Here is an 18345-nt window from a genome sequence, read left to right as displayed (position 1 = left end):
AATGGTTGATCATTCCATGCAATCCTCCGTTTCCCGTAGTCCCCGTCGCTGGCTGTTTGGCCTGCTTGTCCTGTTGGTCATCGCTGGCCTGTGCTGGAAATTCTGGCCCGCCGGCACTGCCCAAAAAGAGGGCGCAGGGCAAAAAGCCGTTGCCGGGCACACCGGCAGGTCGGGGGGGATGCGTCCCGGTTTCGGCGGGGCGACCGGGCCGGTTCCGGTGCGTGTCGCGCCAGCGGTCAAGGGTGACTTCCCGCTGTACTACAAGGCGCTGGGCACCGTGACGGCGCTGAACACCATCAATGTGCGCAGCCGCGTCGGCGGTGAGCTGATGAAGATCTCCTTCGAGGAAGGACAGATGGTCAAGGCGGGCGATCTGCTGGCTGAAATCGACCCGCGTCCTTACCAGAACGCCTTGCTTCAGGCCGAAGGCACGTTGCTGCAGAACCAGGCACAACTGAAAAACGCCCAGGTCGATGTGGAGCGTTATCGCGGCCTGTATCGCGAAGACAGTATCGCCAAACAGACCCTGGACACCGCCGAGGCGCTGGTGGGCCAGTATCAGGGCACGGTCAAAACCAATCAGGCGGCGGTCAACGACGCCAAGCTCAATCTGGAATTCACCAAGATCCGCGCCCCGATTGCCGGGCGTGTGGGCTTGCGTCAGCTGGATGTCGGCAACCTGGTGGCAGCCAACGACACCACTGCACTGGTGATCATCACCCAGACCCAACCGATCAGCGTGGCCTTCACCTTGCCGGAAAACAGCCTGGACACCGTGCTGGCCCGTTATCGCACCGGCGCCAAACTGCCCGCCGAAGCCTGGGACCGTGGCGACACCAAATTGCAGGCCACTGGCGTCTTGCAGAGCCTGGACAACCAGATCGACGTCACCACCGGTACCCTGAAATTCAAGGCTCGTTACGAGAACCGCGATCAGGCGCTGTTCCCGAATCAGTTCGTCAACGTCCACCTGCTGGCCGACACCCTCAAAGACGTGGTGCTCGCACCGTCGGCAGCGATTCAGTTCGGCACCAACGGTACGTTTGTCTACGCGTTGGACGGCGACAAGAAAGTCGCGATTCGTCAGTTGAAAGTCGGCGCCAGTGACGGTGAAAACACCGTGATTACCGAAGGCCTGGCCCCTGGGGATCGCGTGGTCCTTGAAGGCACCGACCGCTTGAAGGAAGGCAGTGAAGTGGAAGTGGTCAACGACACCAAGGACGTACCGACCACTCCGACCGGCCACCTGCAAGGCAAATCGGCCGCCACGGTGCCTGACGCGACGACCACCGACAAGGCGAAAAAGGGCGGCGCATGAACATCTCGCGGCTGTTCATCCTTCGCCCGGTCGCCACGACCCTGAGCATGCTGGCCATTATCCTGGCTGGCGTGATCGCCTATCGGCTGTTGCCGGTGTCGGCATTGCCTCAGGTCGATTACCCGACCATCCGCGTCATGACGCTGTACCCCGGCGCGAGCCCGGATGTCATGACCAGCGCCGTGACCGCGCCCCTTGAGCGTCAATTCGGGCAGATGCCCGGCCTGACCCAGATGGCCTCGACCAGTTCCGGCGGCGCTTCGGTGCTGACCCTGCGTTTCAGTCTCGACATCAACATGGACGTCGCCGAGCAGCAGGTGCAGGCGGCGATCAACGCCGCGACCAATTTGCTGCCCAAGGACCTGCCGGCACCGCCGGTGTACAACAAGGTCAACCCGGCGGACACCCCGGTGCTGACCCTGGCTATCACCTCCAAGACCATGCTGCTGCCCAAGCTCAATGATTTGGTCGACACGCGCATGGCACAGAAAATTGCCCAGATCAGTGGCGTCGGCATGGTCAGCATTGCCGGTGGCCAGCGTCAGGCCGTGCGGATCAAGGTCAACCCTGAAGCCCTGGCCGCCAATGGCTTGAACCTCTCCGACGTGCGAACCCTGATCGGTGCGTCCAATGTCAACCAGCCCAAGGGCAACTTTGACGGCCCGACCCGGGTGTCGATGCTCGATGCAAACGATCAACTGACCTCGCCCAAGGACTACGCCAACCTGATTCTGGCCTACGCCAACGGCGCGCCGTTGCGGTTGAAGGACGTAGCAGAGATCGTCGATGGCGCGGAAAACGAACGCCTGGCGGCGTGGGCCAACGAAAATCAGGCCGTGCTGCTGAATATCCAGCGTCAGCCCGGTGCCAACGTCATCGAAGTGGTCGACCGGATCAAAGCCCTGCTGCCGAGCATCACCGACAACCTGCCGGCCGGTCTCGAAGTCACCGTGCTGACCGACCGCACCCAGACCATCCGCGCCTCGGTCACCGACGTGCAGCACGAATTGTTGATCGCCATTGCGCTGGTCGTGATGGTGACCTTCCTGTTCCTGCGTCGGGCCAGCGCCACGATCATTCCGTCGGTCGCGGTCCCACTGTCGCTGATCGGCACCTTTGGCGTGATGTACCTCGCGGGTTTCTCGGTCAACAACCTGACCCTGATGGCGCTGACCATCGCCACCGGTTTCGTGGTGGACGATGCGATTGTCATGCTGGAGAACATTTCCCGATTTATCGAAGAGGGCGATAGCCCGCTGCAAGCGGCGCTCAAGGGCGCCAAGCAGATTGGCTTCACCCTGATTTCCCTGACCCTGTCGCTGATCGCAGTACTGATTCCGTTGCTGTTCATGGCCGACGTGGTAGGGCGGTTGTTCCGCGAATTTGCCATCACCCTGGCGGTGGCGATCCTGATCTCCCTGGTGGTGTCCCTGACACTGACGCCGATGATGTGCGCGCGGCTGCTCAAACGGGAGCCGAAGGAAGAAGAACAGGGCCGTTTCTACCGGGCCAGCGGCGCCACAATTGATTGGATGATCGCGGCTTACGGGCGCAAGTTAAAGTGGGTTCTCAAGCATCAACCGCTGACCCTGATGGTGGCCATCGGCACGCTGGCGTTGACCGTATTCCTTTACATGGTGGTGCCCAAGGGCTTCTTCCCGGTGCAGGACACCGGGGTGATCCAGGGCATTTCCGAAGCGCCGCAGTCGATTTCCTTTGCGGCCATGAGTGAACGTCAGCAGGAGCTGGCCAAAGTGATCCTGGCGGATCCGGCGGTGGAGAGCCTGTCGTCCTACATCGGCGTCGACGGTGACAATTCGACGCTCAACAGCGGTCGTCTGCTGATCAACCTCAAATCCCACAGCAATCGCGACCTCAGCGCCACCGAGGTGATCGCACGTCTGCAACCGGAACTGGACAAGCTCATCGGTATTCGCCTGTTCATGCAACCGGTGCAGGACCTGACCATCGAAGACCGTGTCAGTCGGACTCAATACCAGTTCAGCATGTCGTCGCCGGATTCCGAGCTGCTCAGTCTGTGGAGCAGTCGTCTGGTGGAAGCCCTGGCCCAACGGCCGGAGCTGACCGACGTCGCCAGCGATTTGCAGGATAAAGGCCTGCAGGTGTATCTGGTGATTGACCGCGATGCGGCGTCGCGGGTCGGTGTGTCGGTGTCGAACATCACCGATGCGCTGTACGACGCCTTCGGTCAGCGGCAGATTTCCACCATCTACACCCAGGCCAGCCAATACCGCGTGGTGCTGCAATCGCAGGCCGGCGAGAAGATCGGCCCAGATGCACTGAATCAGATTCACGTGAAAACCACCGACGGCGGGCAAGTGCGCCTTTCCAGTCTGGCGCACATCGAGGAGCGTCAGGCGCAACTGGCGATCACTCATATCGGTCAGTTCCCGGCAGTGATGATGTCCTTCAACCTCGCACCCGGCGTGGCGCTGGGTCATGCGGTGGAGATCATCGACCAGGTGCAGAAAGACATCGGCATGCCGATTGGCGTGCAGACCCAGTTCCAGGGCGCGGCCGAGGCTTTCCAGGCCTCGCTGTCGAGTACCTTGCTGCTGATTCTGGCGGCGGTGGTCACCATGTACATCGTGCTTGGCGTGCTTTACGAGAGTTATATCCACCCGATCACCATTCTCTCGACCTTGCCCTCGGCGGCGGTCGGCGCCTTGCTGGCGTTGCTGCTGAGCGGCAATGACCTGGGCATGATCGCGATCATCGGCATCATTTTGTTGATCGGTATCGTGAAAAAGAACGCGATCATGATGATCGACTTTGCCCTCGACGCTGAGCGCAATCAGGGCATGGACCCGGAAACGGCGATCTATCAGGCGGCGTTGCTGCGTTTCCGGCCGATTCTGATGACCACACTGGCGGCGCTGTTCGGCGCGGTGCCGCTGATGCTGGCGACCGGTTCCGGCGCGGAACTGCGTCAACCGTTGGGTCTGGTGATGGTGGGTGGCTTGTTGGTGAGTCAGGTGCTGACACTGTTTACCACGCCGGTCATCTACCTGTACTTCGACCGACTCGGTCGGCGCTGGGGCCGCAAGTCTGAAGCCGTGGACGCGGTAGAACAGCCATGAACCTGTCCGGACCTTTCATCAAGCGCCCGGTCGCGACGATGTTGCTGAGCCTGGCGATCATGCTGCTGGGCGGCGTGAGCTTCGGCCTGTTGCCGGTGGCGCCGCTGCCGCAGATGGACTTCCCGGTGATCGTGGTCCAGGCGAGTCTGGCCGGTGCCAGCCCGGAGGTCATGGCCTCGACGGTGGCCACGCCACTGGAACGCTCCTTCGGTGCCATCGCCGGGGTCAATACCATGAGTAGCCGCTCCAGCCAGGGCTCGACCCGGGTGATTTTGCAGTTCGACCTGGACCGCGACATCAACGGCGCGGCGCGAGAAGTCCAAGCGGCAATCAACGCCTCGCGCAACCTGCTGCCGAGCGGGATGCGCAGCATGCCGACCTACAAGAAGGTCAACCCGTCCCAGGCGCCGGTCATGGTGCTGTCGCTGACCTCCGATGTGCTGGAAAAAGGCCAGCTCTACGATTTGGCCTCGACGATTCTGTCCCAGAGCGTGTCTCAGGTGCAGGGTGTCGGCGAAGTGCAGATCGGCGGCAGTTCCCTGCCGGCGGTGCGCATCGAACTCGAACCGCAGGCGCTCAACCAATACGGCGTGGCGCTGGACGATGTGCGCAACACCATCGCCAACGCCAACGTGCGCAGGCCAAAAGGGTCGGTCGAAGATAGCCAGCGGCTGTGGCAGGTTCAGGCCAACGATCAACTGGAAAAAGCCAAGGATTACGAGTCGCTGATCATTCACTACGCGGACGGCGCGGCCCTGCGCCTGAAGGACGTGGCCAAGGTCAGCGACGGCGTCGAAGACCGCTACAACAGCGGTTTCTTCAACAACGACGCGGCGGTACTGCTGGTGATCAACCGCCAGGCCGGCGCCAACATCATCGAGACGGTCAACGAAATCAAGGCTCAACTGCCGGCGCTACAGGCCGTGTTGCCGGCCAGCGTTAAGCTGAACGTGGCGATGGACCGGTCGCCGGTGATCAAGGCGACCTTGCACGAAGCGGAAATGACCCTGCTGATTGCCGTGGCACTGGTGATTCTGGTGGTATTCCTGTTCCTCGGTAACTTCCGCGCCTCGTTGATTCCGACCCTTGCGGTGCCCGTGTCGCTGGTCGGCACCTTTGCGGTGATGTACCTCTACGGATTCTCCCTGAACAATCTGTCGCTGATGGCGCTGATTCTGGCCACTGGGCTGGTGGTGGACGATGCCATTGTGGTGCTGGAGAACATTTCCCGGCACATCGACAAAGGCGTACCGCCGATGAAGGCCGCTTACCTCGGGGCGCAGGAAGTCGGCTTCACCTTGCTGTCGATGAACGTCTCGCTGGTGGCGGTGTTCCTGTCGATCCTGTTTATGGGCGGGATCGTCGAAAGCCTGTTTCGCGAGTTTTCCATTACGTTGGCGGCGTCCATCGTGGTGTCGCTGGTGGTCTCGCTGACGCTGACCCCGATGCTCTGCGCCCGCTGGCTCAAGCCGCATACGCCGGGAGAGGAAAACCGTTTGCAACGCTGGAGTCAGCGCGCCAACGAGTGGATGGTCGGCAAATACGCCACAAGCCTCGACTGGGTGCTGCGTCACCGCCGGTTGACCTTGCTTAGCCTGATCGTGACAGTCGGCGTTAACATTGCACTGTATGTCGTTGTTCCTAAAACATTTATGCCTCAGCAGGACACTGGCCAGCTGATCGGTTTCGTGCGCGGTGACGACGGACTGTCATTCAGTGTGATGCAGCCGAAAATGGAAACCTTCCGCCGCGCCGTGCTCAAGGATGATGCGGTGCAAAGCGTCGCTGGCTTCATTGGCGGCACCAACGGCACCAACAACGCCTTCATGCTGGTGCGGCTGAAACCGATCAAGGAACGCAACATTTCTGCGCAAAAGGTCATCGAACGCCTGCGCAAGGAAATGCCCAAGGTTGCCGGTGCGCAACTGATGCTGATGGCCGATCAGGACCTGCAGTTTGGTGGCGGTCGTGAACAGACCACGTCGCAGTATTCCTACATCCTGCAAAGCGCCGACCTTGGCGAGTTGCGCGAGTGGTATCCAAAAGTCGTGACTGCGCTCAAGGCCTTGCCGGAGCTGACCGCGATTGATGCCCGTGAAGGGCGCGGCGCCCAACAGGTGACCCTGATCGTCGATCGTGATCAGGCCAAACGCCTGGGCGTCGACATGGACATGGTCACCGCGGTGCTGAACAACGCCTACAGCCAGCGGCAGATATCGACGATTTACGACAGCCTTAACCAGTATCAGGTGGTCATGGAGGTCAATCCGAAATATGCCCAGGACCCGATCACCCTCAAACAGGTTCAGGTGATCACCGCCGACGGCGCGCGGATTCCGCTCTCGACCATCGCTCATTACGAAAACAGTCTGGAAGACGACCGCGTCAGCCACGAAGGCCAGTTCGCCTCCGAGAGCATTTCCTTCGACATGGCCGAAGGCGTGACGGTGGAGCAGGGCACGGCGGCCATCGAGCGGGCTATCGCCAAATTGGGCATGCCGGAAGACGTGATCGTGAAAATGGCCGGCACCGCCGACGCCTTCGCCGCGACCCAGAAGAGCCAGCCGTGGATGATTCTCGGCGCGCTGGTGGCGGTGTATCTGGTGCTCGGTGTGCTGTATGAAAGCTATATCCATCCGCTGACCATTCTCTCAACCTTGCCATCGGCCGGGGTCGGTGCGTTGCTGTCGATCTATGCGCTGGGCGGTGAGTTCAGCCTGATCTCGCTGCTCGGGCTGTTCCTGCTGATCGGCGTGGTGAAGAAAAACGCCATTCTGATGATCGACCTGGCCTTACAGCTGGAACGGCATCAGGGCCTGGCGCCGCTGGAATCGATTCGCAGCGCTTGCCTGCAACGTCTGCGGCCCATTCTGATGACCACCCTGGCGGCGATCCTCGGCGCGTTGCCGTTGCTGCTGAGCCGCGCCGAAGGTGCGGAAATGCGTCAGCCACTGGGCCTGACCATCATTGGCGGGCTGATCTTCAGTCAGGTGCTGACCCTTTACACCACCCCGGTGGTTTACCTCTATCTCGACAAACTGCGCCATCGCTTCAACCACTGGCGTGGGGTGCGTACCGATGCTGCTCTGGAAACTCCGCTATGACTGACCGTTCGCTTATCACTCTGACTGCACCGCTGGTAACGGCCCGAGGCTCGCGTTTGTTGAGCCTGGCGCTGTGCGTGGCGATGCTCAGCGCTTGCGCCATCGGCCCGGATTACCAGCGCCCGCAAGCGGCTGCGCCGGCGCAATACAAGGAAGCGGCAGGCTGGCGTCAGGCCAATCCCAGCGATTCCCTGGCCCGCGGCGCCTGGTGGGAGTTGTATGGCGATCAGCAGCTCAATGGCCTGATCGAAAAACTCAACAGTTCCAACCAGACCGTCGCACAGTCCGAAGCCCAGTACCGTCAAGCCCAGGCTTTGGTGCGCAGTGCCCGTGGCGCGTTTTTTCCGACCGTGGACCTGACCGTCGGGAAAAACCGCTCCAGCCAGGGCACCGGCAGCAGCAGTTCGAGCCTGAGCAGTTCTTCCAGCGGGATTCGTGACACTTACACCGCACAGGCCGGAGTCAGTTGGGAGGCCGACGTTTGGGGCAAGCTGCGCCGAGGACTGGAAGCCGACACCGCCAACGCCGAGGCGAGTTATGCCGATCTGGCGGCGATGCGCTTGAGTCAGCAATCGGAACTGGTGCAGAACTATTTGCAATTGCGGGTGATCGACGAGCAGAAACGCCTGCTGGAAGCGACGGTCGAGGCCTATCAGCGTTCGCTGACAATGACTGAAAACCAGTACCGCGCCGGTGTCTCCGGCAAGGATGCGGTGGCGCAGGCTCAGACTCAGCTCAAAAGCACCGAGGCTGACATGGTTGATCTGATCTGGCAGCGCGCCCAGTTCGAGAACGCCATTGCCGTACTGATCGGGCTACCGCCGGCCGAGTTCAGCCTGGCTGAAACCAAAGACATTCCTGCGTTGCCCGAGATACCGCTGTCCCTGCCTTCGCAATTGCTCGAGCGCCGCCCGGACATCGCCTCCGCTGAACGCTCGGTGATGGCGGCCAATGCCAACATCGGCGTGGCCAAGGCGGCCTTTTACCCGGACTTCACCCTGAGTCTGAACGGTGGCTATAGCAGCAGCACCTATGCCAACTGGATCAGCGTGCCGAACCGCTTCTGGTCGGTCGGGCCGCAATTGGCCATGACCTTGTTCGACGGCGGTCAGCGCTCCGCGGAAGTTGACCGCAGCGAAGCGGCCTACGACGAAACAGTGGCCAAGTACCGCCAGACCGTGCTCGATGGCTTCCGTGAAGTGGAAAATTATCTGGTACAGCTCAAGGTCCTGGAAGACGAAGCGGGCGTGCGCCAGGAAGCACTGGACGCGGCGCGCGAGTCCTTGCGCCTGACCCAGAACCAGTACAAGGCCGGTGTGATCGCTTATCTGGGCGTGGTGGTCGTTCAGGCCACAGCGTTGAACAACGAACGCAGTGTGCTGAGCCTGTTGCAGAGCCGGTTGATTGCCAGCGTGCAGTTGATCGCGGCACTGGGCGGTGGCTGGGATGGGGCGTTACAAGTGAGCGAAAAAGAGTAGGCGCCAGCTCCGATGATCGTTCCTACGCTCTGCGTGGGAACGATCAGCGGGGGATGTCAGTTAATGTGAAACCTTAAAACAAGCGTTTCATCGGCCTGATGGCCCTTTGCTAATTTTGTCAGTGCGTTCTTTTGCGCAATCAGTACAATCGCCCGATTTGCCCCCCGAGCACGGAGGGCTGTCGCGAGTAGTCTCATGCTTATCGGTAGCTATTCCCCCACGCTGGTTGTCATCTCGCTTTTTGTGGCGATTCTCGCCTCCTATACCGCGCTCGACCTGACCGAACGCATCGCCACGGCCAAGGGCCGGGCCGTGCATCTATGGACGGCGGGCGGCGCCTTTGCCATGGGGGTTGGCGTGTGGTCGATGCATTTCATCGGCATGCTCGCATTCAAATTGCCCATCGACCTCGGTTACGACGTCGGCATCACGTTGCTGTCACTGCTGACTGGCATCCTGTCCTGCGGCTTTGCCCTGTGGCTGGTCAGCCAGCCACAATTGCCAGCCTGGCAATTGGCATTCGGCGCGCTGGTCATGGGTTCCGGGATCAGTGCCATGCACTACACCGGCATGGCCGCCATGCGCATGCAGCCGGGTATCGATTACGATCCGACGCTGTTCGGCGCCTCGCTGCTGATCGCCGTAGTCGCCTCGGGCGCCGCGTTATGGATCGCGTTCCGCCTGCGCCAGCACACACCTTATGTCGGCCTGATCCGTGGTGGTGCGGCCGTGATCATGGGGTTCGCAATCGTCGGCATGCACTACACCGGCATGGCGGCGGCGCGTTTCCCGGATGGCAGCTTCTGTGGCGCGGCCGTCAACGGCTTGAACGGCAAGGGCCTGGACAATCTGGTGCTGATCACGACCCTGGCAGTGTTGAGCCTTGCCTTGTTGACCTCGATCCTCGATGCGCGCCTTGAGGCCCGCACCGCAGGCCTTGCCCACTCATTGACCGAGGCCAACCGCGAACTGACTCTACTGGCCCTGCATGACACCCTGACCGGCCTGCCGAATCGAGTGTTGCTGGCTGACCGCATCGATCAGGCGATGTCGATGGTGCGCGAGCAAGGCGGTTGTTTCGCATTGATGTTCATCGATCTGGACGGTTTCAAACCGGTCAACGATGCCTTCGGTCACCATATGGGCGATCTGTTGCTGCGTGAGGTCGGCCTGCGCCTGCGCGAGGATTTGCGCAGCCATGACACCCTGGCGCGGATCGGCGGTGATGAGTTCGTATTGCTGGTGCAACTTGGCGAGCAGAATGACGCATTGAACCTGGCGGCCCGTCAGGTCGGGCTGATCGGGCGTTCGTTCCGGGTCGGCGAGCATGACTTGCAGATTTCCGCCAGCGTCGGCATCGCGATATATCCGGGCAACGGTGAAGCCGCCGAGGAATTGCTGATGAACGCTGACGCGGCGATGTATCACGCCAAGGGGGCCGGGAAAAACGGCTACAGCTTCTTCGATGCCTCGATGAACAACAACGCGCGCAAACAGCTGCAGTTATTGCAGGACTTGCGTATCGCCATTGATCAGCAGCAATTCAGTCTCTATTACCAACCCAAGTTCGATGCCAACAATGGCCGGCCGGTCGGCGCCGAGGCGTTGCTGCGCTGGGTGCATCCGACCCAGGGCATGCTGCTGCCGGACAAGTTCATCGAGTTGGCGGAAAAAACCGGGCTGATCATTCCGATTGGCGAATGGGTGCTCAACGAAGCCTGCCGTCAGATGCGCGAGTGGTACGTGCTCGGGTACACCGACTGGCGCATCGCGGTGAACCTTTCAGCCTTGCAGTTCTGCAACGCGGGTCTGGTCCAGAGCGTCGCCAAAGCCTTGGCCACTCACCATTTGCCGGCCAACAGCCTGACCCTCGAGATCACTGAAACCACCGCCATGAGCGATGCCGATGCGAGCATGACAGTGCTGCATGAGCTGTCGACAATGGGTGTCGACCTGTCGATCGACGACTTTGGCACCGGCTATTCGAGCTTGATGTACCTCAAGCGCCTGCCGGCCAACGAACTGAAGATCGACCGGGGTTTTGTCCGCGACCTGGAGCGTGACAGCGATGACGCCGCCATCGTTTCCGCCATCGTTGCCCTCGGCCAGGCGCTGGGGTTGCGGATCGTCGCCGAAGGGGTGGAGACCGACTCACAGCAAGACTTCCTGACGCAACTCGGTTGTGATTCGCTGCAGGGCTATCTGCTCGGGCACCCGCTGCCGGCCGAACGCTTCATGGTGGATATTCTGCGTGCAGAGCAATTGGCGGTGAGTTGAGAACAATGTGATTGATGTGAGCCCATGCAAAAGCCAGCAATGACGGTTATTCTTGGCCCCGACTGCTAACGCTTGGAATGGGGGAAATTTCGCATGGACAAAGTCATCGTCATCACTGGCGGTAGCCGCGGTATCGGCGCCGCCACAGCCCTGTTGGCCGCCGAACAAGGCTATCGGATCTGCATCAACTACCTGGCCGATGAATCCGCTGCGCAAACTGTGCTGGAACAAGTCCGCGCCCTCGGCGCCACTGCCATCGCAGTGCGCGCTGACGTCAGCATCGAAGACGAAGTGATCGCGATGTTCCACCGAGTGGACACTGAGCTAGGCCGGGTCACGGCACTGGTGAACAACGCCGGCACCGTCGGGCACAAGTCGCGGATCGATGAAATGTCGGAATTCCGTATTCTCAAAATCCTCAGAACCAACGTCCTGGCGCCGATCCTCTGCGCCAAACACGCGATCCTGCGCATGTCGCCCAAGCATGGCGGGCAGGGCGGCAGCATCGTTAACGTGTCCTCGGTGGCCTCACGCTTGGGCGCGCCCGGTGAATACGTTGATTACGCCGCGTCGAAAGGTGCGCTGGATACGTTCACCATCGGCCTGTCCAAGGAAGTGGCCGGCGAAGGCATCCGCGTCAACGCGGTGCGCCCTGGTTACATCTACACCGATTTCCACGCATTGAGCGGCGACCCGGATCGGGTCAGCAAGTTGGAGTCGGCGATTCCGATGGCTCGGGGCGGGCGTCCGGAAGAAGTGGCTGAGGCGATTGTGTGGTTGCTGTCGGACAAGGCTTCCTATGCGACCGGGACATTCGTTGATCTGGGCGGCGGGCGTTAACCGTATAGATTCTTTGTTGTCTGATCCGGCCTCTTCGCGAGCAAGCCCGCTCCCACAGTTGAACGCATTCCAATGTGGGAGCGGGCTTGCTCGCGAAGGCGTCAGCGATGACGCCATCAAACCCTCAAAACGACCGCACAATCCGCCCCAACGTCTCCATCGCTTTCTCGGCTGTCTCATCCCAGGGGCTGCCGTAATTCAGGCGGATACAATTCCTGAAGCGCTGGGTCGGTGAAAAGATCGGCCCGGGCGCAATGCTGATCCCTTGCGCCAACGCCATCTGAAACAACTTCAGTGAATCCATCTGCGGTGGCAGTTCCAGCCACAGGAAGTAACCGCCGGCCGGTTGACTGACGCGAGTCTGCGCCGGGAAGTAGCGCGCGATCGCGGCGAGCATGGCGCTTTGCTGTTCTTCCAGGGCGTAGCGCAGTTTTCGCAAGTGCCGGTCATAGCCGCCGTGTTGCAAGTAATCGGCAATGGCCGCCTGGGCCGGCATCGACGCGCACAGCGACGTCATGAGTTTCAGCCGTTCGATCTTCTGCGCATAACGCCCGGCGGCGACCCAACCGATGCGGTAGCCGGGGGCCAGGCTTTTGGCGAACGAACCGCAGTGCATCACCAGCCCTTCGGTATCAAAGGACTTGGCCGGTTTCGGCGCCTGTTGGCCGTAATACAGCTCTGCGTAGACATCGTCTTCGATCAGCGGCACTTGATGGCTGCGCAATAGCTCAACCAGTTCCTGTTTCTTCGCCTCGGGCATCGTCGCGCCCATCGGGTTCTGGAAACTGGTCATGCACCAGACAGCCTTGATCGGGTGCCGTGCCAGGGTTTGCGCGAGTACGCCAAGGTCGATGCCATCGCGCGGATGCACAGGGATTTCCACGGCTTTGAGCTTAAGCCGCTCCAGGATTTGCAGGCACGCGTAGAACGCCGGGGCTTCGATGGCCACCAGATCGCCGGGCTCGGTGACCGCTTGCAGGCACAGGTTCAGCGCTTCCAGCGCGCCGTTGGTGATCAGCAGTTCTTCCATGGGCAGCATCAGCCCGCCGACCATGTAGCGCAGGGCGATTTGTCGACGCAGTTGCGGGTTGCCCGGCGACATGTCGGTAACGACCATGCGCGGGTCCATCTCGCGGGCGGCGCTGGCCAGGGAGCGGGACAGACGCTGTAGCGGGAACAGGGTCGGGCTGGGGAAGGCCGAGCCGAAGGGCACGGTGTTCGGGTCCTTGATCGAGTCGAGTACCGAGAACACCAGTTCGCTGACGTCGACTTCGGTGGACTCGTTGACCTGACTGCTGATCACCGGCTCCGAGAACGGGCTCGGCGCGTGTGCGTTGACGAAGTAGCCAGAACGCGGGCGAGCGCGGATCAAGCCGCGGCGTTCGAGCAGGTAGTAGGCCTGGAACACCGTGGACGGGCTGACCCCGTAGGTCTGGCTGGCGTAGCGCACGGATGGCACGCGCTGGCCGGGGCCGAGGACACCGGAGCGGATCAGTTCAGCGATGTCGTCGGCGAATTTTTCGTAGCGTTTCATCGGGTGGCCTTGTTGCCTGGGGTTTTTGTTGGGTGTCAGGGATATCCACCCCTCACCCTAACCCTCTCCCCAGAGGGGCGAGGGGACTGACCGAGGTGTTTGTTCAAAATACTGCGACCTGAAATATCTAGTCGAACTCAGGTTTTGAAAGGCTTGAAGATCTGCTCCCTTTCCCCCTCTCCCCTGTGGGGCGGTCCGACGTTTCGGGAGGGCTGGGGTGAGGGGTGGATTCTAAAGCCTCAACGGTTCATCGGCGCAACAAACCGGCTCTTCGCCACGCTATAAATCTGCGGCTCATCACTGTCGACAATCTTGAAGCTGATCGTCTGCGAACTGCTGCTCGGCCGTTCCGTGGTCATCGCCACCGACACCGGCACATCCACAATCTCGCCCGGTGCCAGGCTCAGTTCGGTCTTGCCTTGCAACTGGAAGCCGTCGCCATCGACCAGGGTCAGACGGTAATCCTGACGTTGCTGGGTCTTGTTGATGACTTTCAGGCTGTAGATGTTTTCGATCTGCCCCTGACTGTTCTCGCGGAACAGGCCACGGTCCTTGCTGACGTCCAGCGAGACCATCGGCCGCTCCACCAGCGCCAGGGCAAGCGCACCGATCATCACCAACAGGACCGCGGTGTAGCCGATCAATCGCGGCCGCAGCAAATGGGTCTTGCCGCCCTGCAATTGATGCTCCGAGGTGTAGCTGATCAGCCCGCGGGCGTAGCCCATTTTGTCCATGATCGAATCACAGGCATCGATACACGCGGCGCAGCCGATGCATTCCATCTGCAAGCCGTCGCGGATGTCGATGCCGGTCGGGCAGACCTGCACGCACACCTGGCAGTCGATGCAACCACCGAGGCCGACTTCAGCCGGTGCCACATCACGTTTGCGCGGGCCACGGTTTTCGCCACGGGCCACGTCGTAGGAGATGGTCAGGGTGTCTTTGTCGAACATCACGCTCTGGAACCGCGCATACGGACACATGTGCATGCACACCGCTTCACGCAGCCAACCGGCGTTGATGTAAGTCGCGCCGGTAAAGAACAGCACCCAGAACAGACTGACGCCGCCCATCTGCAAAGTCAGCAGTTCTTCGGCCAGCGGCCGGATCGGGGTGAAATAGCCGACAAAGGTCAGGCCGGTCAACAGGCTGATGGCCAGCCACAAGGTGTGCTTGGCCGAGCGGCGGATCAGTTTGTTCAGGCCCCAGGGCGCGGCTTGCAGCTTGATCCGCTGGTTGCGTTCGCCTTCGGTGAGCTTCTCGCACCACATGAAAATCCAGGTCCAGGAACTCTGTGGGCAGGTGTAACCGCACCAGACCCGCCCGGCGAACACGGTGATCGCGAACAGGCCGAACGCGGCAATGATCAGCAGCGCCGACAGCAGGATGAAATCCTGCGGCCAGAAGGTTGCGCCGAAGATGTGGAATTTGCTTTCGGAAAGGTCCCAGAGCACCGCCTGGCGGCCGCCCCAGTTCAACCACACCGTGCCGAAGAACAGCAAAAACAGAAACCCCGCGCCGCTCATGCGCAGGGTGCGGAATAAACCGGTGAAGCTGCGGGTGTGGATCAGGTTGTCGCTGGACTTGGCCTTCATCTTTGGACGCGAAGGCTCATAGCTCTGCACTGAAGGGTTTTGTATTAAAGGGGCGGTTTCTACGGTTCGGACGGGGATTCTATCGCTCATGGTCTTTCGCTCATCAGCCTCCATCAGGCCTGAGCACTATGAGCGGCGATCTGTTTGCATAACAGACTCACCTATTGCAATAAAAAGCGGATCAGATGGGCGTCGATCCGCTGCCTGCGACAAGTTGATGCACCCGCTGCAGTGGGACGCAGACACCTATATCAAGCGTCTGCGGGTGTTGTTGATCCGGGTCAGTCAAATCACCGAATCACTGTCGGTGGCCTTCAAATGCTTACGCCCGTCGACTGCGCCTGCTACGGTCAATGCGTCGGCTTCTGCTTCGGTAATGTAGAAGCGCTGGCCATTGAGCTCCACCGCCGACATGGCTTTTTCCGAGTCGGTAATGATGGTGACGTCGGGACACAAACGAATTTCTTCGCCGTTCTCGGTAATGAAGAAGCAGGTCTGGCTTTCGATGCGCACAGTCATGGAGGTGTCCTTTTTTCTGCGGGTTCTAAAGTGTTAGGGCGCAGCCGAGGATCATCGTTCTGTGCAACCGATTAATGGTCGGCGCGGTCCATCCTGAAACGACCCTTAACAATCATTACTCGGGTGTGCCAACCATCGGCGGCATGGTGCTCGGCGGGTCTTCCCGGGGAGGTGAGGTGGTACCGGGCGGGTCTTGCTCAGGCACAGGTTCAGGCTCGGTCGGCGGAATGGTCGGGCTGTCGATGTTTGGATCAGGCGTTTCGGCAGGGATCGGAATGCTCATAAATTCAGCCTCCAGTGGCACATGGCGTAAGTCGTGCTTAAGTGTGTTGACCACGGTGTAAAGGAATTGATTCCTCCAAAGGCCCAGGCAAATCCTCGTGAACTTTACCGGTGCCTGTGGCTCGGAACCTAAGTGAGTCCATTCCGGGGCGGACGGTCCTGCGGGATGGCTATCCTGTTACAAGCCACAGACACAAGAGCGTCCATGGGGCGTAAAGGAGAGATGCTCGATGACTGCTGAAAAACCGACAGAGCTGAACTACAACCCTCATATGCCGCTGTCGCAGGCTTTACTGCTACCGCGCATCGCCATCGAAAACACCATGCCGACCCTCGATGGCGGGCAGTTCGCCGTCAAAGCCGTGGTGGGTCAGGACGTGGTGGTGACCAGCAAAGTGTTCGCCGACGGTCACGACAAGTTGGCCGTGCGCATACGCTGGCACGCCGAGAGTGAGGAGACCTGGCAAAGCGAAGACATGGCCGACCTGGGCAATAACGGTTGGCAGGGCCAGTTCCGGGTCGCGCGTCAGGGCCGTTATGTGTTTTGCATCGAAGCCTGGATCGATCAGTTCGCCAGCTTCTGTTATGACCTGGAGAAAAAACACGCCGCCAGGGTGCCGATCAGCCTTGAACTGCAGGAAGGGCGGACTCAAGTCCAGCAAGCCGCCGAACGCACGGAAGGACAGCTGAGCGAGCAACTGGCGGCGCTGCACCATGAATTGTCGGGTCTGCTCGAAATCGAGCAGGTCGAGCTGTTTCTGCACCAGCGTAGCGCCGAGCTGATGACGCAGGCCGATCATCGTGCCTATTTGAGCATCAGCCCTGAGTACCCGCTCGACGTCGAACGGGAGCTGGCGCAGTTCGCCAGTTGGTATGAATTGTTTCCGCGTTCGATCACTGACGATCCGGCCCGTCATGGCACCTTCAACGATGTGCATTCGCGGCTGCCGATGATCCAGGACATGGGCTTCGATGTGCTGTACTTCCCGCCGATCCACCCGATCGGCCGCAGCTATCGCAAGGGCCCGAACAACTCCTTGACCGCCGGGCCGGACGATCCGGGCAGTCCGTATGCCATCGGCAGCGAAGAGGGCGGGCATGAAGCCATTCATTCGGAGCTGGGCACGCGCGAAGACTTCCGACGGCTTGTCGCGGCGGCCGCGGACCATGGGCTGGAAATCGCCCTCGATTTCGCGATTCAGTGTTCCCAGGATCATCCATGGCTGCAGCAGCATCCGGGCTGGTTCAACTGGCGTCCCGACGGCACGATCAAATACGCCGAGAACCCGCCGAAGAAATACCAGGACATCGTCAACGTCGATTTCTATGCCACCGATGCGATTCCGAGTCTGTGGGTCGAGTTGCGCGACATCGTGGTGGGTTGGGTCGAGGAGGGCGTGAAGCTGTTTCGCGTCGACAACCCTCACACCAAACCGCTGCCGTTCTGGCAGTGGTTGATCGCTGATGTGCGGGCGCTGTACCCCGAGGTGATCTTCCTGGCCGAAGCCTTCACCACCCCGGCAATGATGGCGCGGTTGGGCAAGGTCGGTTACTCCCAGAGCTACACCTACTTCACTTGGCGCAACAACAAGTCCGAACTGGCCACCTACTTCACCGAACTCAATGAATCGCCGTGGCGTGAATGCTTCCGGCCGAACTTCTTCGTTAACACGCCCGACATCAACCCGGCGTTTTTGCATGAGTCGGGGCGCGCTGGTTTTCTGATCCGCGCCGCACTGGCGACCATGGGCTCTGGTCTGTGGGGCATGTATTCAGGTTTTGAACTGTGCGAAGCGGCACCGGTGCCGGGCAAGGAGGAATACCTCAATTCCGAGAAGTACGAAATCCGCCCACGGGACTTCAACGCGTCGGGCAACATCATTGCCGAGATCGCCCAGCTCAACCGCATCCGCCGGCAGAACCCGGCATTGCAGACGCATCTGGGCTTGAAGGTCTACAACGCCTGGAACGACAACATTCTGTATTTCGGCAAACGCAGCGCCGATGGCAGCAATTTCATTCTGGTGGCGGTGAGCCTTGATCCGCATAACGTCCAGGAAGCGAATTTCGAATTGCCGCTGTGGGAAATGGGCTTGCCCGACGACGCCAGCACCCAGGGCGAAGACTTGATGAGCGGTCATCGCTGGACCTGGCACGGCAAGTACCAGTTCATGCGAATCGACCCGGCGCATCAACCGTTCGGGATCTGGCGGATCACCGTATAAACGCAAAAACCTGTGGGAGCGAGCCTGCTCGCGAAGAGGCCGGCACATCAAACATCGATGTCGCCTGACACA

General features: G+C 60.6%; 11 protein-coding genes. 7 read left to right on the top strand and 4 right to left on the bottom strand.

The window, feature by feature from the left end; all coding sequences use genetic code 11:
- Position 1: 1 nt before the first annotated feature.
- From ACYZTZ_RS13445 to ACYZTZ_RS13420, 6 genes are all read left to right on the top strand, one after another.
- The gene (locus tag ACYZTZ_RS13445; RefSeq protein ID WP_461998549.1) at positions 2–1318 is read left to right on the top strand and encodes an MdtA/MuxA family multidrug efflux RND transporter periplasmic adaptor subunit; all 1317 of its coding nucleotides are present in this window, start codon (positions 2–4) and stop codon (positions 1316–1318) included.
- On the top strand, positions 1315–4419 hold the full coding sequence (locus tag ACYZTZ_RS13440; RefSeq protein WP_461998548.1) for an MdtB/MuxB family multidrug efflux RND transporter permease subunit: 3105 nt from the start codon (positions 1315–1317) through the stop codon (positions 4417–4419). Before ACYZTZ_RS13445 ends, ACYZTZ_RS13440 begins: the two co-directional genes overlap by 4 nt.
- Positions 4416–7523, top strand: coding sequence for an efflux RND transporter permease subunit (locus tag ACYZTZ_RS13435; RefSeq protein WP_461998547.1), 3108 nt, complete (start codon positions 4416–4418; stop codon positions 7521–7523). Before ACYZTZ_RS13440 ends, ACYZTZ_RS13435 begins: the two co-directional genes overlap by 4 nt.
- Entirely contained in the window at positions 7520–9001 is a 1482-nt protein-coding gene (locus ACYZTZ_RS13430; protein ID WP_461998546.1) for an efflux transporter outer membrane subunit, read from the top strand. The genes ACYZTZ_RS13435 and ACYZTZ_RS13430 overlap by 4 nt, the downstream gene beginning before the upstream one ends.
- A 195-nt stretch (positions 9002–9196) precedes the next feature.
- Positions 9197–11278: a putative bifunctional diguanylate cyclase/phosphodiesterase gene (locus tag ACYZTZ_RS13425; RefSeq protein WP_461998545.1), complete on the top strand. Its 2082-nt coding sequence runs from the start codon at positions 9197–9199 to the stop codon at positions 11276–11278.
- Between the two features lie 93 nt (positions 11279–11371).
- Positions 11372–12118, top strand: coding sequence for an SDR family oxidoreductase (locus tag ACYZTZ_RS13420; protein WP_082555907.1), 747 nt, complete (start codon positions 11372–11374; stop codon positions 12116–12118).
- A gap of 124 nt (positions 12119–12242) precedes the next feature.
- Here the strand turns inward: ACYZTZ_RS13420 and mapR are convergent, their stop codons facing one another.
- From mapR to ACYZTZ_RS13400, 4 genes are all read right to left on the bottom strand, one after another.
- On the bottom strand, positions 12243–13652 hold the full coding sequence (mapR, locus tag ACYZTZ_RS13415) for a GntR family transcriptional regulator MpaR (protein WP_033054711.1): 1410 nt from the start codon (positions 13650–13652) through the stop codon (positions 12243–12245).
- A gap of 239 nt (positions 13653–13891) precedes the next feature.
- Positions 13892–15337 (bottom strand): cytochrome c oxidase accessory protein CcoG, encoded by a 1446-nt coding sequence (gene ccoG / locus ACYZTZ_RS13410; protein ID WP_461998544.1) that lies wholly within the window; start codon positions 15335–15337, stop codon positions 13892–13894.
- Between the two features lie 195 nt (positions 15338–15532).
- On the bottom strand, positions 15533–15766 hold the full coding sequence (locus tag ACYZTZ_RS13405; RefSeq protein WP_056745903.1) for a DUF3203 family protein: 234 nt from the start codon (positions 15764–15766) through the stop codon (positions 15533–15535).
- A gap of 115 nt (positions 15767–15881) precedes the next feature.
- Positions 15882–16049 (bottom strand): hypothetical protein, encoded by a 168-nt coding sequence (locus ACYZTZ_RS13400; protein ID WP_461998543.1) that lies wholly within the window; start codon positions 16047–16049, stop codon positions 15882–15884.
- A gap of 229 nt (positions 16050–16278) precedes the next feature.
- Between ACYZTZ_RS13400 and ACYZTZ_RS13395 the strand changes: the two genes are divergently transcribed.
- Complete coding sequence (locus ACYZTZ_RS13395) at positions 16279–18273, top strand: alpha-1,4-glucan--maltose-1-phosphate maltosyltransferase (RefSeq protein WP_461998542.1); 1995 nt, start codon at positions 16279–16281, stop codon at positions 18271–18273.
- Positions 18274–18345 lie beyond the last annotated feature (72 nt).

The organism is Pseudomonas sp. LB3P58, assembly GCF_054897895.1.
Note: the sequence above shows the minus strand (reverse complement) of the source record. Positions and strands in the feature narration are given on the sequence as shown.